The organism is Pseudomonas sp. SB113 (assembly GCF_040754745.1).
In the GTDB taxonomy this organism is placed as follows: Bacteria; Pseudomonadota; Gammaproteobacteria; order Pseudomonadales; family Pseudomonadaceae; genus Aquipseudomonas; species Aquipseudomonas grimontii.
In genome coordinates, this window is record NZ_JBFMHW010000031.1 from 18,906 (window position 1) to 38,719 (window position 19,814).

Below are 19,814 nucleotides of genomic sequence, written 5' to 3' on the forward strand. Positions count from 1 at the left end.
GATGCGAATGTGGTTTTTGAGTGCTGGCCTGGCCTTTATGTGCATGGCCCAGAACGCAGCGGCGGGTACAGTCCTGATCGTTGGCGATAGTATCAGTGCCGGTTTCGGCCTGGATACCCGCAAAGGGTGGGTGGCACTGCTGGAGCAACGGCTCAAGAAGGAGGGTTTCGACGATAAAGTGGTCAACGCCTCCATCAGTGGTGACACCAGTGCCGGAGGCCTGGCGCGGCTGCCGGCGGCGCTTGCAGAGCATAAGCCGGACGTGGTTGTGATCGAGTTGGGCGGTAACGACGGCTTGCGTGGGCAGCCACCGGCGCAATTGAAACAAAATCTTGCGTCGATGATTGATCAGTCCAAGGCCGGCGGTGCCAAGGTGCTGTTGTTGGGGATGCAGTTGCCACCCAATTATGGCCCGCGATACACCACGGCATTCGCCGAAGTCTTCGGCACGCTGGCCAAGGAAAAAAACATCCCGCTGGTACCGTTTTTCCTTGAGGGCGTGGGTGGTCATCCGGAGCTGATGCAGGCTGATCAACTTCACCCGGCTGTCGGCGCCCAGGGCAAATTGCTGGAAAATGTCTGGCCGACGCTAAAACCGCTGCTATGACGCTTTTCTACCGGCAGGCTTTCGGCTAAGGTGGCGCCCCCCCGATCTGGAGCCCCCGATGTCGCGTCCTGCCTGGTCCCTGTTTAACTACCAACTGATCGAGCCGGACGAGCAGCTGGATCTGTTCGCCTGCCAGGAAGTGCGGGTGCATCTGGTGACACGTCAATTGGAACTGGGTGGCTCCATTGATCGCACGCTCTGCGGCACTTTATTGCCGGCTCAGCCCCGCTGGTCGCTGGTGGACCGTTCGATTTTCCAGGACCAGCGCCTGTGCCCTTTGTGCCGGGCCATCCTTGAGTCCCAGAAGCGCGGTACGCCGCCGATCTGGCCGGAGTTGCGTTTTGAGCTATAGAAGCAGCTACAAGCATCAAGCGCTAAGCTGTAAGCTTGTGGCTGAAAGCTTACAGCTTGCGACTCGCTTTTAACCTACCCATCGTTCTGCGAAGGATTTTCCGGATGTTGTCGCGCCTTTCCGTCGTCACCTGCTGCCTGTCTCTTGCTGCCTTGTGCGCGGCCGGTTCTGCAGCCGCCTTGCAGTTGCCCTTGCCACCACCCGGTGAAGACATCGTCGGCCAGGTGCAGGTGATCAAGGCCAAGTACGAAGATACTTTTGCCGACCTGGGCACTACCTATGACCTGGGCTATTCGGAAATGGTCGCGGCCAATCCGGGGATCGATGCCTGGTTGCCGGGAGCAGGGACCGAGATCGTCCTGCCGACGCGCTTCATTCTGCCGCCGGGGCCTCGGGAAGGCATCGTGATCAACCTGGCTGAATATCGGCTTTACTACTTCCCCAAGGGCCAGGACGTGGTCTACACCTTCCCGCTGGGGATTGGTCGTGAAGGCTGGGGCTCGCCCATTGCTCACACCAGCATTATTGCCAAGACGCCGAACCCGACCTGGACTCCGCCGGCCTCGATCAAGGCCGAGCACGCCGCCAACGGCGACCCGCTGCCCAATGTGGTGCCGGCCGGCCCGGACAACCCTCTGGGGCCGTTCAAGTTCACCCTGGGGACGCCGGGTTACCTGATTCACGGTTCAAATATGAAGTTCGGCATCGGTACGCGCACCAGCCACGGCTGCTTCCGCATGTTCAACAACAACGTGCTGGAAATGGCCGGTATGGTGCCGGTGGGGACGTCGGTGCGCATCATCAATGATGCCTACAAGTTCGGCAGCAGTGGCGGCAAGGTCTACCTCGAAGCACATACGCCCTTGAACGACGACGGCACACCGTCGGTGGTCGACAAGCACACGGCAGTGATCAATGCCTTGCTCAAGCGTGAAGACCTGGCCAATAACCTGCGGGTGAACTGGGATCAGGTGCGTGATGTCGTCGCGGCCGAAGATGGCCTGCCGACTGAGATCGGTGTGCCAGGTGCTGCACCGATAGCTTCCAGCGCGCCGATCGACCTGCAGCAATAAGCGTCTGGTCCGCTCCTGAGCCCGCCACGGCCTTGCGCTGCGGCGGGCTTTTTATTGCGCAGGGTTCAGGTACGAATCGCAGGCAATAAAAAGCCGATCCAAGAATGGATCGGCTTGATAACAACCCCGAGGGATTATTACTTGCGGCTAGCTTTTTCAAGCATACGCAGAGCGCGCTCGTTAGCTTCGTCAGCAGTCTGTTGTGCTTTTTGAGCAGCAGCCAGAGCTTCATCAGCTTTACGGTAGGCTTCGTCTGCACGGGCCTGGGAGCGAGCTGCTGCGTCTTCAGTTGCAGTCAGACGAGCTTCGGTTTCTTTGGAGACGCTGCTGCAACCGGTAGCCAGAACTGCGGCCAGAGCCAGAGCAGAGAATTTCAGAACGTTGTTCATCGTGTTCCCCTTCAAGGACTTTCTATTAAATGGCTACTTTCTCAGAGTGAGCTAATAGCCGGCGTACATACTACCCATTACTTGTAGTAAGTAAACTGACGTAGCGCAAGAAGCAAAAAAAATTCTCGCGCCGAATCTATTTTGGCTAACCTTTTGAAGGTTTGTATAAAAACCGTCCAATTTTTTTCAGTCGGATGAAGATTGGATCCAGGCTGAAAGCTCCGGCCCGCATGTGCCGAGCCTGGCAATCAGATGAAAATTTATATATCTGCGCCGACACTTTGGTTGCGTTTGACGTTGCTTGCCAGAGTATCTTTTACGCATGTAGAGGTGACTTTAAGAGCGCCTGTTCGTCTCAAGGTTCAACTGCCGGCAATGTTCAGGCTTTCGGTCACCGGTTGATCGAGGCCCTTTCTATATCCGCCAGTGGCAGGGATGACGGGTACGTCTTGAGCAATTACAGGATTGGTGCCTACTATTCCCTACGTGCTGGTTGTGAGCGCTATAGGTTTTCTCGTTGTCGAAACCGGCACGGGGTGGCGTAGATGTTCCTTCGCCGGAAAAACATCGGTAAGGTAGGGGTCAGAATCCAAGACCCGCGAGGAGTAGTGATGAGCGAGGCGTTGTCCATCCACCATGACCAGGCTGGTCATCAGTTCGAGACCAATGTGGACGGTCATCGTGCCTATCTGACCTATATGGACCTCGGAAAGCAGACCCTGGACATCTATCGGACCTTCGTGCCCAACGCACTGCGCGGCCGTGGCATTGCAGCCGCGTTGACCGAGGAAGCGTTGAAGTTCGCCGAAGAGCAAGGCTACACGGTGATACCGTCGTGCTCCTATGTCGAACGCTACATGGAGCGCCACCAGCGCCATGCCGCGAAGCTTTGACGCATTAAACGCAGCATGAAAAACGCCGGGCTCAGCCCGGCGTTTTTGTGTGCGCACACTTCAGATACAGGTTCAGGTGCGCTTGCGTTTCGGCAATACGTCCTTGAGCTTGGCATGCATGCTGCGCAGGGTGTTCTCGGTGGCGGACCAGTCGATGCAGGCATCGGTGATCGACACGCCGTACTGCAAGTCGGCCAAGTCCTTTGGAATCGCCTGGCAGCCCCAGTTCAGGTGGCTCTCGACCATCAGGCCGATAATCGACTGGTTGCCTTCAAGGATTTGGTTGGCGACGTTTTCCATCACCAGCGGCTGCAGGGCCGGGTCCTTGTTGGAGTTGGCGTGGCTGCAGTCGACCATGATGTTCGGCTTGATCTTGGCCTTGTTCAGCGCCTGTTCGCAGAGCGCAACGCTGACCGAGTCATAGTTGGGCTTGCCGTTACCGCCGCGCAACACCACGTGACCGTAGGCATTGCCCTTGGTGGTGACGATGGAGACGCCGCCTTCCTGGTTGATACCCAGGAAACGGTGAGGGCTCGAGACCGATTGCAGCGCGTTGATCGCCACGGTCAGGCCGCCGTCGGTACCGTTCTTGAAACCCACGGCCGAGGACAGGCCGGACGCCATTTCGCGGTGGGTCTGCGACTCGGTGGTACGTGCGCCGATGGCCGACCAGCTGATCAGGTCCTGCAGGTACTGCGGGGAGATCGGGTCGAGGGCTTCGGTGGCGGTGGGCAGGCCCATTTCGGCCAGGTCCAGCAGCAACTTGCGACCAATGTGCAAACCGTCCTGGATCTTGAACGAGTCGTCCAGGTACGGGTCGTTGATCAAACCTTTCCAGCCGACGGTGGTACGCGGCTTCTCGAAATAGACGCGCATCACCAGGTACAAGGTGTCGGACACTTCAGCCGCCAGCACTTTGAGGCGCTCGGCGTATTCGTGGGCAGCCTTGAGGTCGTGGATCGAGCAAGGCCCGATCACGACGAAGAGGCGGTGGTCGGTGCCGTCGAGAATGTCACGGATGACTTCGCGGCCTTTGGTGACGGTCTGCAGGGCAGCGTCGCTCAAAGGGATTTCGCGCTTGAGCTGATCGGGTGTGATCAGTGTCTCGTTGGATTCGACGTTTAGGTCATTGATCGGTAAATCAGCCATCGTGTTACTCGCCAGGGTCACGGGTGCCGGCCGCCAGCCATCCCCGTGCGGCGGGCACAGCATGATTTGAATGCAGGGGGGAGGAACCTTAGCGCGTAACACGGGCCCGCGACAATGGGCAAAGCCCGCTTTAATCCAGCGTTGGCCGCACAAACGTCTCATGGGCAAACTCGCCGGCATGGCGCGCCACCCACTCACGGGCCAGGGCTTCAAGTTGCTGCGGAGTCGGTTCGGCATCTTCATGCTGGCGGCAGTAGCGCTCTATCCGGCATGCTTGCTCACCCATTCGTGCACCGAACAACGCATGCTCATCGGTAAACGAAATGCCCACGCGGTAGCCGTTTTCCACCTTGCGACACCACGCCACATACCCCGGATAGCGGGCCGTGGCACCGAGGGAGGGAATGTGCAGGTCAACGGCCGTGCCCTGGCGCCATGCGCGGGGCCAATTGCAGGCGACGCCGCCCAGGCCGATAGTGAGCAGGCGTTGGCGGGGAATGGCGGGAGAGGGGCGTTGGATTAACTCGACAGCGACATCATCAGGGTGAGGTAAAAAACGACCCATGTACACGGACTCCGAGCACCGTCCAGTTGACGGCGGTGGCAGCAGTATAGTGAAGGAACTGGAATTGACCGACCTGGATATTGACCAGCAATTGCTGGGATTGCCAGGTATTTCGCTGGTGGTGTTCACCAGCGTGGGATGTTCCAGTTGCCGTTGGGCGCGCCAGCAATTGCCGGACTGGCGTTTGCCGGTGGACCGTTTGTGTTGGGTGGATGCCGGGCACAACGGCGGTGCGGTCGAACGCTACCAGATCTTTCATTTGCCCGCGTTGTTTGTGGTGTGCGAGGGTCAATTCCTCGGGCAGATACAGACACGCCTTACGCTTTCTGACCTTGTCGACACCATTAACCAAGCGCTTAGCCGCACTCCAGAGGATCTGCCATGACAGCACAGTCGCCACGCATTGGCATTATCGGCACCGGCGCCATCGGTGGTTTCTACGGCCTGATGCTGGCCCGCGCGGGCTTCGACGTGCACTTCCTGTTGCGCAGCGAATACGCGGCGGTCAGCGAGCACGGCCTGCGCGTCAATAGCCGTGTGCATGGCAACCTGCAGCTGCACCCGGTGCAGGCCTACGCCCGTGCCGCCGACATGCCCCCGTGCGACTGGTTGCTGGTGGGCACCAAATCCACCGGCAATGTCGAGCTGGCCCCGACCCTCGCCCAGGTCGCGGCGCCGGACGCCAAGGTGGTGTTGCTGCAAAACGGCCTGGATGTCGAAGACAGTCTGCGTGAACACCTGCCGCCATCCCTGCATCTATTGGGCGGGCTGTGCTACATCGGCGTACACCGCTCTGCGCCTGGCGTGGTCGAGCACCAGGCGTTGGGCCGGGTCAACCTGGGCTACCACAGCGGCACGGCGGCCAACGATGAGAGCCGCCAGAAGGCTATTGTCGAAGCCGGCGCTGCGTTGTTTCATAAGGCCGGTATCGAGTCCCAAGGCATGGCCAATGTGCATCAGGCGCGCTGGCACAAACTGGTGTGGAACGTGCCCTACAACGGCCTCTCGGTGTTGCTGGGCACCGGCACCACGGCGATGATGGCGGACGAATCCAGCCGCGAGCTGATCCAGGCGCTGATGGCCGAAGTGGTGCAGGGCGCCCATGCCTGCGGCCATGAAATCCCCGGCAGTTACGCCGAGCAGATGTTCGCCATGACGCAAACCATGGACGATTACCTGCCCAGCATGTACCACGACCATATACACAAGCGCCCGCTGGAACTGGCGGCGATCTATGCGCGACCGCTCGCTGCCGCCAAGGCCGCGGGTTGCGAGTTGCCGCGAATGCAGGCGCTGTACCAGGCCTTGAGCTTTATTGATCGGCATAACCGCTGATTCGGGGGACGTACCATGGCAAAGGGATTGGGCGACAAACTGGTGCTGGCGATTTCCTCGCGGGCGCTGTTCGACCTGAGCGACAGCCACAAGGTCTACCTGGCCCAAGGGGTGGAGGCCTACCGCAAATACCAGATCGAACACGAGGAAGAGATCCTCGAGCCCGGTGACGCCTTTCCGCTGGTCAAGAAGCTGCTGAGCCTCAATGCCAGCCTGGGCCGTGCTCGGGTCGAGGTGGTGCTGGTGTCGCGCAACAGTGCTGACACCGGCTTGCGCGTGTTCAATTCTATCCAGCATTACGGCCTGGATATTTCCCGCGCAGCCTTTGTAGGTGGGCGTAGTCCTTATCCTTATTTGGCCGCTTTTGGCTGTCATCTGTTTCTTTCCACCCATGCTGAAGATGTCCGCAGTGCCCTCGACGCCGGCTTTGCCGCCGCGACGATTCTGTCGGGTGGTCCGCGCCGGGCTTCCAGCGAGGAACTGCGGATCGCCTTTGACGGTGACGCGGTGCTGTTCTCCGATGAGTCGGAGCGCGTGTATCAGGCCGGTGGGCTGGAGGCATTCCAGGCCAGCGAGCGCGAGTCGGCGCGGCAGCCATTGCACGGCGGGCCCTTCAAGGGTTTCCTGGCGGCACTCAACTTATTGCAGCGTGAGTTTCCGGACGAGGCCTGCCCGATCCGCACGGCCCTGGTGACCGCCCGTTCGGCGCCTTCTCACGAGCGGGTGATTCGGACCTTGCGTGAGTGGGACATCCGACTGGATGAGTCACTGTTTCTCGGCGGCCTGGAGAAGTCCGCATTCCTCGAGGCGTTTGCCGCAGATGTGTTTTTCGATGACCAGGCCGGTCACTGCGAGAAAGCCAGGGAGGTGGTGGCCACCGGGCATGTGCCCCATGGCATCAGTAACGAGGTGAGGATTCAAGCCGAGACTTAGGGGCGCTGCTAAGCTCATTCAATCTCCTCCATCCTGGCCGTCCGGGAGGTTTTATGATTCGTTCGATGCTGTACGCCACGGACCTTGGTCTGTATGCGCCGTATGTGATGCAGCATGCACTGGCGCTGGCGCGAACGTTCAAGGCAGACCTGGATGTGATTCATGTGGTCGAGCCCATCGGGTTGTTCGCCGAATCGGTGTTGCAGAGCTACCTTGATGAGAGGGCCTTGAGTGAATGGCAGAGCCAGGGGCTGACCACTGTCATGGCAACCATCGAGCAACGGGTGCTGGACAGTTTTCGTGAAGAGTTGGGGGAGGGGGAGCAAGACCTGGAGCTGATTCGCTCGGTACGGGTGATCCAGGGGGATCCGTGCGAAGTGATACTTGAGCAGTTGCGCAAACTGTCCGTCGACCTGCTGATCGTCGGCAGTCACAGCCATGCCACGGCGGCCGCCACTCCGCTTGGGCGCACCGCCGCGCGGGTGCTGCAGCTGTCTACCGTGCCGGTTTACCTGGTGCCTTCGTTACAACGTCGACGCAGTGATGACGTGTGATGGGTGAGAAAGGATAAAAAGTTCTAGATTTATCCGTCGAACCTTTAATATAGTTATATACCGTCGCTGATACCCGTGGCGTCTATCTGCTTTGAGGGATACATATGAAGCTTCAACAACTGCGCTACATCTGGGAAGTGGCGCACCACGACCTCAACGTTTCCGCTACCGCTCAAAGCCTTTACACCTCGCAACCCGGTATCAGCAAGCAGATCCGCCTGCTCGAAGACGAGCTGGGCGTCGAAGTGTTCGCGCGCAGCGGCAAGCACCTCACCCGTGTCACACCGGCCGGTGAACGCATCATCACCACCGCCGGCGAGATCCTGCGCAAAGTCGAGAGCATCAAGCAGATCGCCCAGGAATTCTCCAACGAGAAGAAAGGCACCCTCTCGATTGCCACGACTCACACCCAGGCGCGTTACGCATTGCCGCCGGTGATCCGCGATTTCATCAAGCAATACCCGGACGTGGCGCTGCACATGCACCAGGGTTCGCCGATGCAGATCGCCGAGATGGCCGCTGACGGCACCGTCGATTTCGCCATCGCCACCGAAGCCCTGGAGCTGTTCGGTGACCTGGTGATGATGCCGTGCTACCGCTGGAACCGTTGCGTCGTCGTGCCCCAAGGCCACCCATTGGCCAAGTTGCCGAAGCTGACCTTGGAAGCCCTGGCTGAATACCCGATCGTGACCTACGTCTTCGGTTTTACTGGCCGCTCCAAGCTCGACGAAGCCTTCAGCCATCGCGGTCTTACGCCGAAAGTGGTGTTCACCGCCGCCGACGCCGACGTCATCAAGACCTATGTGCGCCTGGGCCTGGGCGTGGGCATCGTTGCCAAGATGGCCGTCGATACCAACCTCGATAAAGACCTGGTAGTGCTGGATGCCAGCGAGCTGTTCGAGTCCAGCGTGACCAAGATCGGCTTCCGCCGTGGCACCTTCCTGCGGGGCTTCATGTGCGACTTCATCGAGAAGTTCGCCCCGCACCTGACCCGTGAAGTCATGGCCAAGGCGATCCAGTGCCACAACAAACAGGAACTGGAAGAGCTGTTCGACGGCGTGGAGTTGCCCGTCCATTAAGGGGTTTATTTGGCCTCGGTAACCGTAAAGTGTTGCCGGGCGCCTGCCACCAGAATCGCCACCTCATCACCTTCGAACTTGCCCAGCAGGCTTTTGCCCAGGGGGGAGCGCGGGGTGATGACGGTCACCGGTTGGCCGACCACGTCCACCTTCAAACCCGCCGCATCCGGTGCCAGGAACAGCCACTGCTGGCGGCCGTTCTCGTCCTCCAGGCCCAGTAGCGTGCCGACTTCTATGCCACATTGATCATCGTACGCACGCAGTGGCAGGTTCTGGCACAGCGCCAACGCCTGCTTGATTTCCTCGACGCGCTTGGCTTGCCCGGCTGCCAGGTAAGACGCCTCCAGCCCGAGGGTGTCGTATTTGTTTTCGGCGATATTTTCTTCGTGGGTCGCGGTTTCGTAAGCGGTCTGCGCGGCGCGCTGGGCGATGTCGAGGTCGGCGGTGAGCTTTTCCAGGATCAACTGGTGAACGGCGTGTTTATTCATGGTCATCAATCGCAGAATTGCAGGACATTGGCCCGGGTCTTTTCATTGGGTGCGTTCTGGTCCTGTTGCAGCCAGAACTGGCATTTGGGGTTGGACAAGTTGCGCGTGTTGTTGCGGGCCTGGTCCAAGGCTTGCTGCTGTTCCTGCTTCTGCAGGTTCTGTTGGTACTGCTCGAACATACGGTTCGGCGGCTCCGGCGCAACCGGTGCAGGTTTACCCAGTTGCTGAACGGCCTGGGCCACGGGCGCCAGGCTTTGCGGGAATAGATAGCGCGACGCCAGCCAGGTGGTCAGCGCGATGGCGATAAACCCCAGCCACACCCCCAGGGCAATGGCGAGGGTGAGCTTGGGCAGCGACAACGAGCGATCGGACATGATGGCCTCCTGGCAGGCATTAACGGCATGGCGGCGATTGTCGCACAGCTACTGTGCAGAATAATCGCGATCAAGCCTTCTGCATCAGCGCATTTATGCGGACAATCGAGCCTTTGAGCGTTGGAGCCCGGAATGAGAGCCCGCTGGGATATTTTTTGCAGCGTCGTCGATAACTACGGCGACATTGGCGTGACCTGGCGCCTGGCCCGGCAATTGGTGGCTGAGCAGCGGTGCGAGGTGCGCTTGTGGGTCGACGACCTGCGCGCCTTCGAGCGTATGTGTCCCGACATTGATGTGCGCCTGGACCAGCAATGGCAAGAGGGTGTCGATGTGCGCCATTGGCCGGCCACGTGGTCGAGCGCTCCGGCAGCCGATGTGGTGATCGCCGCCTTCGCCTGCCAGTTGCCGCCTGACTACATGGAAGCCATGGCCGCGCGTGAACGCACACCGTTGTGGATGAACCTGGACTATCTCAGCGCCGAAGATTGGGTGGTGGGGTGCCATCGGTTGCCGTCGGTGAAATTCAAGGGTGTGCAGAAGTACTTCTTTTTTCCGGGTTTCCGACCCGGCACCGGGGGGCTGTTACGCGAGGCAGGGTTGCTGGAGCAGCGTCAGGCGTTTCAGCAGGATGCCGATGCGCAGCGGCAATTCCTGCAAGCCTTGGGTGTGTTTCCGGCAGCAGGTGCGCGGCTCATCTCGTTGTTCGCCTACGAAAACGCCGGATTGGCCAGTTGGCTGGACGTACTGTCGACAGACGGGCGCGTCACGCATCTCTTGGTACCGGAAGGGCGCATCCTCGGGGATGTGCAGCATTGGCTCGGCGTAGAAGGCCTGTCGGTGGGAGACGTTCATCAGCACGGCGCCCTGACCGTGCAGGTGCTGCCGTTTGTGCGCCAGGAGCAATATGACCGCCTGCTGTGGTGTTGCGACTTCAACGCCGTGCGCGGCGAAGACTCGTTCGTGCGCGCCCAATGGGCGGGGCGGCCGCTGCTGTGGCACATCTATCGCCAGGACGAAGACATCCACCTGGACAAGCTCGACGCCTTCCTGGACCTGTACACCGCCGCCCTGTCGCCGGCCGCAAAGGTCGCCTTGGTCGAACTCTGGCAAGCCTGGAACACTGATGGCGATATGGCACAACCGTGGAAAATGCTGCTGGAGCACTGGCCTGAGCTTAGTCAGCACGCGCAGACGTGGTGTCTGGAACAAGGCTTGCAGGCCGATCTTGCGACGGCGCTGGTACAGTTTTATGAAAGTTGGATATGATACGCGACCTTGATTTTTGTAAATCCCATCCAAATTTCGGATATACGCAATGAAAACTGGTAAAGAACTGAAACCCGGTACAGTGATCCGTCTCGAAAACGACCCTTGGCTGGTTCAGAAAGCTGAGTTCACCAAGTCTGGTCGTAACAGCGCAATCATGAAGACCAAGCTGAAGAACCTGCTGACCGGTTACAAGACCGAGATCGTCTACAGCGCCGATGACAAACTGGACGACGTGATCCTCGACCGCAAAGAAGCGACCCTGTCCTTCATCAGCGGCGACACCTACACGTTCATGGACACCACCGACTACACCATGTACGAGCTGAACGCTGAAGATATCGAAGCCGTTCTGCCGTTCATCGAAGAAGGCATGGAAGACGTCTGCGAAGCTATTTTCTTCGAAGAGCGCCTGGTTTCCGTAGAGCTGCCGACCACTATCGTGCGTAAGGTTGCCTACACCGAAGGTTCCGCTCGCGGTGACACTTCGGGCAAAGTGATGAAGCCTGCCAAACTGAGCAACGGTACCGAACTGCAAGTAGCCGATTTCATCGAAATCGACGACCTGATCGAGATCGACACCCGCGAAGGCGGTTCGTACAAAGGTCGCGCCAAGAAGTAATTCTGGCCCCGCCGATACGAAAAAGCCCGACCTTGCGTCGGGCTTTTTCGTGGGCGCTGCTTTTTACTTCAGGTGTTGCTTCAGCTCGTCCGATGCCTGCAGCAAGGCCGAACGCACTGCGGGTACCTGGCTGACCACATTGAGCAAACCGTAGTCGTGGATCATGCCGTTATAGCGCACGGCCGTTACGGGAACCCCGGCCTGGTCCAGCTTGCGCGCATAGGCTTCGCCTTCGTCACGCAACACATCAGCACCGGCAGTCTGAATCAGCGCGGGCGGCAAGCCCTTGAGCTGATCCGTGGTCGCCCGCAACGGCGAGGCGTAGATCTCGGCCCGCTGGTTGGCGTCGGTGGTGTAGTTATCCCAGAACCACTTCATCATGTTCCTGGTGAGGAAGTGCCCTTCGGCGTACTGGTTGTAGGACGCCGTCTCGAAGTTGGCATCGGTCACCGGCCACAACAGCAACTGGAACTTGATCGCGGGCGTGCCCTTGTCCTTGGCCATCAGGCTGACGACGGCTGCCATATTGCCACCGACACTATTGCCCGCGACCGCCAGCCGTTTGCCGTCGACGTTGATGTCCTTGCCGTGCTCGGCGACCCACTTGGTTGCGCCGTAAGCCTGGTTGATCGCCACCGGGTAGTGCGCTTCCGGTGAAGGCGTGTAGTTGACGAAGACCGCCACGGCCCCCGAGCCCACCACCAGGTCGCGCACCAGGCGCTCGTGAGTCGGGTAATCCCCCAATACCCAGCCGCCGCCGTGAAAGAACATGAACACCGGCAATGTGCCCTTGACCCCGGCTGGCCGCACGATGGTCAGGTCGAGCGGCTGGCCATCGACCTGAATGGTCTTCTGGCTCACGTCCGCCTTGGGCAAGGTCAACTTCACACCGGCCTGGGCCCCCGTCAGTATGGCGCGGGCTTCCTTGGGCGTCAGTTGTTCCATCGGCTTGCCGGTGCCGGCGTTCAACACATCCAGGAAGGCCTGGGTAGTGTGTTCAACGTCGCCATTGGCGGCGAAAGCGTGAGTGATGGACAGGGCGAGCAGGCTGCCGGTCAGCACTTTGGCAAATGTGTTCATGTTCTTCTCCAGTGACAGCAGCAGTGGTTAGACGGTTACGTGCAGGCGCACATCGACGTTGCCACGGGTGGCGTTGGAGTACGGGCAGACTTGGTGAGCGGCGTCGACCAGGCTTTGCGCATCGTCCTGGTCCAGGCCTGGCAGGCTGACGTGCAGGTCGATATCCAGGCCGAAACCACCAGGGATCTGGCCGATGCCGACGTGGGCAGTGATCGAGGCATCGTCCGGGATTTTGCGTTTGGTCTGGCTGGCGACGAATTTCAGGGCGCCGATAAAGCAGGCCGAATAACCGGCAGCGAACAGTTGTTCCGGGTTGGTTGCCTGGCCACCGGCGCCGCCCAATTCTTTGGGGGTGGAGAGTTTCACATCGAGGATGTTGTCGCTGGAAACAGCGCGACCATCACGGCCGCCGGTGGCGGTGGCTACTGCGGTATAGAGCGTTTGCATGGTGTCGTCCTCTTGGTTTATAGCGCTAATATTTTGCGCGCTAAGTAGTTGGTGAGATGAATGTATAGCGCTAATGTTTAGTGCGCAATATAAATGTATAAATATTTTTTCAGTCGCTGCAAACCAATGTGGGAGGGGGGGGCTCCCGATAACGGTGTTTCAGCCAAAAGATTCGTCGACGGATAAACCGTCATCGGGAGCAAGCCCCCTCCCACATGTTGAGTGTTTTGCTGTGTTTAGATCGCGTTCTGCAGGTTGCCCCGCAACGTAAGCAAATCAGCCTGCAGCTTGCGCAATTGGTCCAGCTCCAAACCGCTGGCGCCGAGAATGCACTGGGGAATACCCATGGCCTTCTCCTGCAAGGCACGTCCAGCGTCGGTCAGTTCCACCACTACCACGCGCTCATCTTCACGGCTGCGGGTGCGGCTGAGCAGGCCTTCGGCTTCCAGGCGCTTGAGCAGTGGCGTCAGGGAGCCCGGGTCGGTCAGCAGGCGGCTGCTGATTTCGCCGACGGTCAAACCATCTTCTTCCCACAGCACCATCATGGCCAGGTACTGCGGGTAGGTCAGGCCGAGAGCTTGCAGCAGCGGTTTGTAGACCTTGGTCATGAGCAGCGACGTGGAGTGCAGGGCGAAACACAGTTGATTGTCCAGCAATAGGGATTCGCAGGGGGCGGGATTTTTGCTCATGGCGGTGCCTCAAAAAAGCGTGTCTGCCCTGGAATCTAGCGGGCAAATCTTTAATGCGCCAGATAATTCTGTCTGGCTGGTCAGACCAGCCCGCTTTGCAGTGCCAGATCCCAAGGCGGCACGGGGCTGAATCGGGACTTGAGGTATTCCAGCAGCAATCGGCTGCGCGCATTGGGCTGCTGTTCCAGGCGCAATGCGTAGATCCCGGTGGTCTCCGGGCTGGGCAGGCCGTCTTTGCAAAACAGCGGCAGCAACTCCCCGCGTACCAGGTACTCACTGGCCAGCCAGGTGGGAAGGTGGGCGATGCCGAGCCCGGCGAGAGCACCCGATAACAGCGCTTCAGCGTTGTTGGCGCTCATGCGGATGCGCCGCGGGCGGTACGTTGCACGGCGCCCATCCATTTCGAAGCGCCACGCGAACATCGGCGCCAGGCCGTCCCAGTCCAGGCCGTCATGCTCGCTCAATTCGCGGGGGTGGGCCGGGGTGCCACGGCTTTTCAGGTAGGCCGGACTGGCGCAGGCGATGCGCACGATACTGGCCAGGGGCGTGGCGATCAGCCGTGTATCGACGATATGCCCCGCGCGCAGCACCAAGTCGACCTTGCCCAAGTGCGCGCCCTGCATATCGACAAAGCTGTCGATCAGGTGCAGGTGCACATCCAGCCCCGGGTACACATTCAGAAAGTCCGCGATCACTGGCGCCAGATGCCGTCGACCAAACGCTGCCGGGGCGTCCACGCGAATCAGGCCCTCGGGTGCATGGCTCAGGGAGGCGGCTTCCGCCCGCGCCAGTTGCAACTCGCTGACGATCCTGCGTGCCCGCTCGGCGAAGGCCAGGCCCGCCGGGGTCGGCACCACCGCATGCGTGCTGCGCTGGAACAAGCGGCTGCCCACGGAGCTTTCCAGGCTGTCGATACGCCGCGCCACCGCCGAGGGCGTCAGCGGATGGCGACGTGCTGCAGCGGAAAAGCTGCCCGTTTCCAATACATCGAGAAACAGACTCAGTTGATCGGTCAGCGTATGAGGATTCATCGGCGCGTGCTTGTGCGAGATTGGCATAGCCATTGTGCGTTGCTGTGCGTTTCCGCGCCAGAGTCGACTGCGTAGCATGCAGGTCTTGTGAATGGGGAGTAGCGAGCGGTGTTGGATTTAGCGGTGTACCTGGTATTGGGCGTGGCCCTCGGCACGGTGGGTGGCCTGTTTGGTATTGGTGGCGGGCTGATTGCAATCCCGGTACTCGGCGTGTGGTTCGGCCTGGACCAACAACTTGCCCAAGGCACGGCGCTGGTGATGGTGGTGCCGAACGTGATGCTCGCCCTGTGGCGTTACCACCAGCGCAATCGCATCGAACTGCGGCACGCGCTGCCCTTGGGCATCATGGGGTTCAGCTTTGCCTGGCTCGGCTCGATCTGGGCCGTGGGGTTGGACGCAGGCGCCATGCGTATCGGCTTTATTGCGTTCTTGCTGACACTTTCGGCTTACAACCTGCTGCGCATGTTCACACGTAATGCACCGCCGACGGCACACATGCGTTACTCCTGGCCCTGGCTTGGCGTGTTGGGCGCGGTGTCCGGTTCCATGGGCGGTTTGTTCGGAGTTGGCGGCGCGGTGGTGGCCACTCCGGTGCTCACCAGCCTGTTCGGCACCACCCAGGTCGTCGCCCAAGGGTTGTCCCTGGCCTTGGCGTTGCCCAGCACGGGTGTGACGTTGGTCACTTATGCCTGGCACCACGAGGTGGACTGGATGATCGGCGTACCGCTCGCCGTTGGCGGCTTGCTCAGTATCAGTTGGGGCGTGAAGGTTGCCCATGCGTTGCCGGAGCGTGTGTTGCGCGGCCTGTTCTGCGGCTTCCTGGTGCTGTGTGCGGTGATGCTGACGTTTAAAGTCTGAAGCCTTCGAGGATGTATTCGGCCAGGCACTCGGTGATCGGTGAGGTCATTTGCGGGTTACGCAGCAAGTGCAAATTCATCGAGGGCAGCGGTGGGAAACCCTCATCGCTGCCGAGTACGCGCAAGTCGTCAGTCACCAGGCTTTCCATGCAGATCATGGCGGCCAGGCCGGCACTCACGACGGCCTGGATCGCCGCGACGTTGGTGCTGTGATACGCCAGGCGGTAATCCCGCCCGGTTGCATCCAGTGCGGCCTGGGTCCATTGCGTGTACACGCAGTCGGTACCGGACACCGCCAGGGGCACGGCATCGTGCTCTTCCACGCAAAAACATGGCGCCGCTGCCCATACCATGCGCTCTGTGCGCAAAAGCTCGCCGATTTCCTTGCCGGGTTCGCGGCTGATAACGGTCAGCGCCAGATCCCGTCGCTGCATCAGCACCCTTGATGATTCGCAGTGCAGCTCGATCTGGATCAGCGGGTAGGCCTTGGAGAACCGCTTTAGGATCCCTGGAAGGAAACGCATCACGTAATCGTCCGGCGTACCGATGCGTACCAGCCCCACCATATGCGGCTCGCGCAGGGTGTTGAACACCTCGCTGTGGAGTTTCAGGATACGCCGCGCATAACCCAGCAACACCTGGCCCTCTGGCGTCAGCCGCACTTGCCTGCCATCGCGCTCGAACAGCTTGCGCTGCAACACGTCTTCTTCCAGACGTTTCATCTGCATGCTCACCGCCGATTGGGTGCGGTTGACCAGTGCACCGGCGCGGGTGAAACCGCCCTGGTCGGCGATGGCGACGAAGGTGCGCAGCACTTCAGTGTCGATACTCGGGTAGCCGGACAATTGATCAATCTCCGAGATGTATTGCATAAGAAACATTCGTTGGATTGATCATATTGCACGGCACACACTTGCGTCATCCCCACTGGAGGGCGAGAAGATGAAAGGTCAGAAAGGTTTTGTGTTGATCGCCAAGCGGCCGTTTTCCGGGCTACTGCGGGTGGTATTTCGGTGGCAGGTGTTGCGCCACGAACGGCTGATGCTGGCGAGCATGAGCGATGATGCGCTCAAGGACATCGGCCTCAGCCGTGCCGATGTGGAGCAGGAGAGCCATCGGCATTTCTGGGAAGATCCGCTGCGAAAATGACCGCGGATGCAGTAGGGTAGGTCGCGAGCATTCAAGGAGATTCCCATGCCCGCCGACTTGTCCTTTTCCCTCAAGCAAGCTCGACGCATGGCGCTGGGGGCCCAGGGATTTTCCGGGCGCCAGGCGCCAGCACAGATAAAGGCCGCGCACCTCAACCGCGTGATCGAGCGCTTGGGCGTGGTGCAGATTGACTCGGTCAATGCGCTGGTGCGCTCTCATTACCTGCCGCTGTTTTCCCGCCTGGGCAATTACTCCCCGTTGTTGCTTGAACAAGCGGCTTGGAGCCAGGGCCGGCGGCGTTCCCTGTTTGAGTATTGGGGGCACGAGGCCTCGTTGCTGCCGATGGCGTTGTACCCGTTGATGCGTTGGCGTATGGAGCGGGCGCAAGAGGGGCGTGGTATCTATTCGCAGATGGCGCGCTTTGGTCGTGAGCAGCAGGCCACGATCCAGCGCGTTTTGCAGACCGTCGAACAGCAGGGCGCGCTGGGCGCGGGCAGTTTGTCGACCCGCGAAGAACGGGCCGGACCCTGGTGGGACTGGAGCGATGAAAAACATGCGCTGGAGTGGCTGTTCGCCGCCGGCCTGGTTACCGTTGCCGGCAGACGGGGTTTCGAGCGGCTCTACGACTTGCCCGAGCGTGTCATCCCTGGCGACATCCTCCGGCAGGCACCGTTGGCCGAGGCCGAGGCCCAGCGTGGCTTGCTGCTGCACAGCGCCACCGCCTTAGGTGTAGGCACCGAAAAAGACCTGCGCGACTACTTCCGCCTTGACCCCGCCGACAGTCGCAGTCGCCTCGCGGAGTTGGTCGAGGACGGGCAATTGCAGGTTTGCCAGGTGCAAGGCTGGACGCAAGCGGCATATTGCCTGCCCGCGCCCAACGTGCCGCGCAAGGTGTCGGCCAGCGCACTGCTGTCGCCCTTCGACTCGCTGGTCTGGGAGCGCAGCCGTACCGAGCGCCTGTTCGATTTCCGCTACCGGCTGGAGATCTACACCCCGCAAGACAAACGGGTGTACGGCTACTACGTGCTGCCGTTTTTGCACCACGAGCGGATCGCTGCACGGATCGACCTGCGGGCCGAACGCGCCAACGGGCGCCTGGCCGTGCATGCGGTGCATGAGGAAGAGCCGGGGCTGGATGAGGAGGGGATGTTGGCGCTGGCGTTGAACCTGCGGCAAATGGCCGACTGGCTGGGGCTCGAACATATCCAGCTCAATTGCCAGCGGTCGAGTGCCGACCGGTTGCGGTTAGCCATGCTGCACTTGTAGGAGGAAGGTACTTTCGTGGCGAGCGGGCTTGCCCCGCGTTGGGCTGCGAAGCAGCCCCAGTAAGATCACTGAAGGGGTTCAGGCGCAATGGCGGCGTGGGTTTTGGGGCGGCTTCGCCACCCAACGCGGGGCAAGCCCGCTCGCCACAACAAGCCCTATTTTCCACACGTCTGCTAGCGCTTGACCTGCTTCAAAGTCTCGGCAATCAGGAACGCCAACTCCAGCGACTGGTCGGCGTTCATCCGTGGGTCGCAATGGGTGTGGTAGCGGTCCGACAAGCCATCTTCAGTGATCGGCCGCGCGCCGCCGATGCACTCGGTGACGTTCTGCCCGGTCATCTCGATATGAATCCCGCCGGCATACGTGCCCTCGGCCTGGTGCACCTGGAAGAACTCCTTGACCTCGCCGAGGATCTGCGCAAAGTCGCGGGTCTTGTAGCCGCTGCTGGCCTTGATGGTGTTGCCGTGCATCGGGTCGGAGCTCCACAACACCTGCTTGCCTTCGCTCTGCACGGCGCGAATCAGGTTGGGCAGATGGTCGCCGACTTTGCCTGCGCCCATGCGCGCGATCAGGTTGAGGCGGCCGGGGTCGTTGTCGGGGTTGAGGATGTCGATCAGGCGGATCAGGTCATCCGGGTTCATGCTCGGGCCGACTTTGACGCCGATCGGGTTGTTCACCCCGCGCAGGAACTCGACATGAGCGCCATCCAACTGACGGGTGCGGTCGCCGATCCACAGCATGTGGGCCGAGCAGTCGTAGTAGTCGTTGGTCAGGCTGTCGCGGCGCACGAAGGCTTGTTCGTAGTTGAGCAGCAGCGCTTCATGGGCGGTGAAAAAGCTGGTTTCGCGCAGTTGCGGTGAGCTGTCCATGCCGCAGGCACGCATGAAGGCCAGGGTTTCGTCGATGCGGTCGGCCAACTGGCTGTATTTTTCGGCCAGGGCGGAGTTGGCGATAAAGTCCAGGTTCCACTTGTGCACCTGGTGCAGGTCGGCAAAACCGCCCTGGGCAAACGCGCGTAGCAGGTTGAGGGTGGCGGTGGACTGGTGGTAGGACTGCAGCAGGCGGTCCGGGTCCGGCACGCGGCTTTTTTCGTCGAAGCCGATGCCGTTGACGATATCGCCACGGTAGGCGGGCAGGGTGATGCCGTCGATGGTCTCATCGTTGGCCGAGCGCGGCTTGGCGAACTGGCCGGCCATGCGCCCGACTTTCACCACCGGGCAGCCGGCGGCGAAGGTCATCACAATGGCCATCTGCAGCAGCACCTTGAAGGTGTCGCGGATTTTTGCGGCGGAGAACTCGGCAAAGCTCTCGGCGCAGTCGCCACCTTGCAGCAGGAACGCGCGACCCTGGGTCACCTCGGCAAACTGACGGCGCAACTCGCGGGCTTCCCCGGCAAACACCAGCGGCGGATAGCTGGCCAGGCTCTGCTCTACGTGCAACAAGTGCGCAGCGTCCGGGTACTGGGGTTGTTGCTGGATTGGCAGGGCGCGCCAGCTGTCGGGGCTCCAGGGTTGGCTCATCATGAACTCGATTGGGTGGTTGACGGTGGGGCGCCAATGTTATCAGTAATTAGTGCGTGACCTGTTGCCGCCGGTTGGCCGACAATCGCGCCTTTG

At 60.5% G+C, this 19,814-nt stretch carries 25 protein-coding genes; 14 read left to right on the forward strand and 11 right to left on the reverse strand.

Features of this window, described 5'->3' with window-relative positions:
- Window position 1: 1 nt before the first annotated feature.
- From AB1462_RS27725 to AB1462_RS27735, 3 genes are all read left to right on the forward strand, one after another.
- The gene (locus tag AB1462_RS27725) at window positions 2-607 is read left to right on the forward strand and encodes an arylesterase (RefSeq protein WP_167361127.1); all 606 of its coding nucleotides are present in this window, start codon (window positions 2-4) and stop codon (window positions 605-607) included.
- 58 nt (window positions 608-665) lie between these two features.
- Window positions 666-959 (forward strand): hypothetical protein, encoded by a 294-nt coding sequence (locus AB1462_RS27730; protein ID WP_003172705.1) that lies wholly within the window; start codon window positions 666-668, stop codon window positions 957-959.
- Window positions 960-1,063: 104 nt separating this feature from the next.
- Complete coding sequence (locus AB1462_RS27735) at window positions 1,064-2,032, forward strand: L,D-transpeptidase family protein (RefSeq protein ID WP_090407325.1); 969 nt, start codon at window positions 1,064-1,066, stop codon at window positions 2,030-2,032.
- 137 nt (window positions 2,033-2,169) lie between these two features.
- Here AB1462_RS27735 and oprI read toward each other — a convergent pair whose 3' ends face one another.
- Window positions 2,170-2,421, reverse strand: a complete 252-nt coding sequence (gene oprI, locus AB1462_RS27740) for an outer membrane lipoprotei OprI (RefSeq protein ID WP_003172710.1) — start codon at window positions 2,419-2,421, stop codon at window positions 2,170-2,172.
- Between the two features lie 611 nt (window positions 2,422-3,032).
- On the opposite strand from oprI, the gene AB1462_RS27745 reads away from it, so the two are divergent.
- On the forward strand, window positions 3,033-3,314 hold the full coding sequence (locus tag AB1462_RS27745; RefSeq protein WP_027606976.1) for a GNAT family N-acetyltransferase: 282 nt from the start codon (window positions 3,033-3,035) through the stop codon (window positions 3,312-3,314).
- A gap of 72 nt (window positions 3,315-3,386) precedes the next feature.
- Here AB1462_RS27745 and AB1462_RS27750 read toward each other — a convergent pair whose 3' ends face one another.
- A complete protein-coding gene (locus AB1462_RS27750; RefSeq protein WP_053130701.1) occupies window positions 3,387-4,463 on the reverse strand; it encodes a 3-deoxy-7-phosphoheptulonate synthase in 1,077 nt (358 codons plus the stop codon).
- A 130-nt stretch (window positions 4,464-4,593) separates the two neighbouring features.
- Window positions 4,594-5,028 carry a PilZ domain-containing protein gene (locus tag AB1462_RS27755; protein WP_090407322.1) on the reverse strand — a complete coding sequence of 145 codons (435 nt, stop codon included), beginning with the start codon at window positions 5,026-5,028 and terminating at the stop codon, window positions 4,594-4,596.
- Between AB1462_RS27755 and AB1462_RS27760 the strand changes: the two genes are divergently transcribed.
- The 5 genes from AB1462_RS27760 (at window position 5,027) to cysB (ending at window position 8,929) form a co-directional block, all read left to right on the forward strand.
- Window positions 5,027-5,413 carry a thioredoxin gene (locus AB1462_RS27760; protein ID WP_315338183.1) on the forward strand — a complete coding sequence of 129 codons (387 nt, stop codon included), beginning with the start codon at window positions 5,027-5,029 and terminating at the stop codon, window positions 5,411-5,413. The two genes, AB1462_RS27755 and AB1462_RS27760, sit on opposite strands and share 2 nt — an antisense overlap.
- Complete coding sequence (locus tag AB1462_RS27765; protein WP_259193543.1) at window positions 5,410-6,363, forward strand: putative 2-dehydropantoate 2-reductase; 954 nt, start codon at window positions 5,410-5,412, stop codon at window positions 6,361-6,363. The genes AB1462_RS27760 and AB1462_RS27765 overlap by 4 nt, the downstream gene beginning before the upstream one ends.
- A gap of 15 nt (window positions 6,364-6,378) precedes the next feature.
- The gene (locus tag AB1462_RS27770) at window positions 6,379-7,296 is read left to right on the forward strand and encodes a 5'-nucleotidase (protein WP_027606981.1); all 918 of its coding nucleotides are present in this window, start codon (window positions 6,379-6,381) and stop codon (window positions 7,294-7,296) included.
- A gap of 53 nt (window positions 7,297-7,349) precedes the next feature.
- On the forward strand, window positions 7,350-7,850 hold the full coding sequence (locus AB1462_RS27775; RefSeq protein WP_090407311.1) for a universal stress protein: 501 nt from the start codon (window positions 7,350-7,352) through the stop codon (window positions 7,848-7,850).
- Window positions 7,851-7,954: 104 nt separating this feature from the next.
- Window positions 7,955-8,929: an HTH-type transcriptional regulator CysB gene (gene cysB / locus AB1462_RS27780; protein WP_003189876.1), complete on the forward strand. Its 975-nt coding sequence runs from the start codon at window positions 7,955-7,957 to the stop codon at window positions 8,927-8,929.
- 5 nt (window positions 8,930-8,934) lie between these two features.
- On the opposite strand, the gene AB1462_RS27785 is transcribed toward cysB, so the two are convergent.
- Both AB1462_RS27785 and AB1462_RS27790 read right to left on the reverse strand, forming a co-directional pair.
- A complete protein-coding gene (locus tag AB1462_RS27785) occupies window positions 8,935-9,417 on the reverse strand; it encodes a transcription elongation factor GreAB (RefSeq protein ID WP_367248515.1) in 483 nt (160 codons plus the stop codon).
- 5 nt (window positions 9,418-9,422) lie between these two features.
- Window positions 9,423-9,791 (reverse strand): hypothetical protein, encoded by a 369-nt coding sequence (locus AB1462_RS27790; protein ID WP_090407308.1) that lies wholly within the window; start codon window positions 9,789-9,791, stop codon window positions 9,423-9,425.
- A gap of 132 nt (window positions 9,792-9,923) precedes the next feature.
- On the opposite strand from AB1462_RS27790, the gene earP reads away from it, so the two are divergent.
- On the forward strand, window positions 9,924-11,057 hold the full coding sequence (earP, locus tag AB1462_RS27795) for an elongation factor P maturation arginine rhamnosyltransferase EarP (RefSeq protein WP_090407305.1): 1,134 nt from the start codon (window positions 9,924-9,926) through the stop codon (window positions 11,055-11,057).
- A 49-nt stretch (window positions 11,058-11,106) separates the two neighbouring features.
- Entirely contained in the window at window positions 11,107-11,679 is a 573-nt protein-coding gene (locus tag AB1462_RS27800; protein ID WP_003172723.1) for an elongation factor P, read from the forward strand.
- Between the two features lie 63 nt (window positions 11,680-11,742).
- Here AB1462_RS27800 and AB1462_RS27805 read toward each other — a convergent pair whose 3' ends face one another.
- From AB1462_RS27805 to AB1462_RS27820, 4 genes are all read right to left on the reverse strand, one after another.
- Window positions 11,743-12,759 (reverse strand): alpha/beta hydrolase, encoded by a 1,017-nt coding sequence (locus tag AB1462_RS27805; protein ID WP_367248517.1) that lies wholly within the window; start codon window positions 12,757-12,759, stop codon window positions 11,743-11,745.
- Window positions 12,760-12,786: 27 nt separating this feature from the next.
- Window positions 12,787-13,206 (reverse strand): organic hydroperoxide resistance protein, encoded by a 420-nt coding sequence (locus AB1462_RS27810; protein ID WP_090407298.1) that lies wholly within the window; start codon window positions 13,204-13,206, stop codon window positions 12,787-12,789.
- A 236-nt stretch (window positions 13,207-13,442) separates the two neighbouring features.
- The gene (locus AB1462_RS27815; RefSeq protein WP_259193540.1) at window positions 13,443-13,895 is read right to left on the reverse strand and encodes a MarR family winged helix-turn-helix transcriptional regulator; all 453 of its coding nucleotides are present in this window, start codon (window positions 13,893-13,895) and stop codon (window positions 13,443-13,445) included.
- Window positions 13,896-13,975: 80 nt separating this feature from the next.
- Window positions 13,976-14,926, reverse strand: a complete 951-nt coding sequence (locus tag AB1462_RS27820; protein WP_367248536.1) for a LysR family transcriptional regulator — start codon at window positions 14,924-14,926, stop codon at window positions 13,976-13,978.
- 108 nt (window positions 14,927-15,034) lie between these two features.
- Here AB1462_RS27820 and AB1462_RS27825 point away from each other — a divergent pair, with 108 nt between their 5' ends.
- Entirely contained in the window at window positions 15,035-15,784 is a 750-nt protein-coding gene (locus AB1462_RS27825; RefSeq protein WP_367248520.1) for a sulfite exporter TauE/SafE family protein, read from the forward strand.
- Here AB1462_RS27825 and AB1462_RS27830 read toward each other — a convergent pair.
- Entirely contained in the window at window positions 15,774-16,655 is an 882-nt protein-coding gene (locus AB1462_RS27830) for a LysR substrate-binding domain-containing protein (protein WP_367248521.1), read from the reverse strand. The two genes, AB1462_RS27825 and AB1462_RS27830, sit on opposite strands and share 11 nt — an antisense overlap.
- 70 nt (window positions 16,656-16,725) lie before the next feature.
- Between AB1462_RS27830 and AB1462_RS27835 the strand changes: the two genes are divergently transcribed.
- Both AB1462_RS27835 and AB1462_RS27840 read left to right on the forward strand, forming a co-directional pair.
- The gene (locus AB1462_RS27835) at window positions 16,726-16,932 is read left to right on the forward strand and encodes a DUF1127 domain-containing protein (protein ID WP_244176400.1); all 207 of its coding nucleotides are present in this window, start codon (window positions 16,726-16,728) and stop codon (window positions 16,930-16,932) included.
- 45 nt (window positions 16,933-16,977) lie between these two features.
- On the forward strand, window positions 16,978-18,198 hold the full coding sequence (locus tag AB1462_RS27840) for a winged helix-turn-helix domain-containing protein (protein WP_367248523.1): 1,221 nt from the start codon (window positions 16,978-16,980) through the stop codon (window positions 18,196-18,198).
- A 173-nt stretch (window positions 18,199-18,371) separates the two neighbouring features.
- Here AB1462_RS27840 and AB1462_RS27845 read toward each other — a convergent pair whose 3' ends face one another.
- A complete protein-coding gene (locus AB1462_RS27845; RefSeq protein WP_367248525.1) occupies window positions 18,372-19,718 on the reverse strand; it encodes a class II 3-deoxy-7-phosphoheptulonate synthase in 1,347 nt (448 codons plus the stop codon).
- Between the last annotated feature and the right edge of the window lie 96 nt (window positions 19,719-19,814).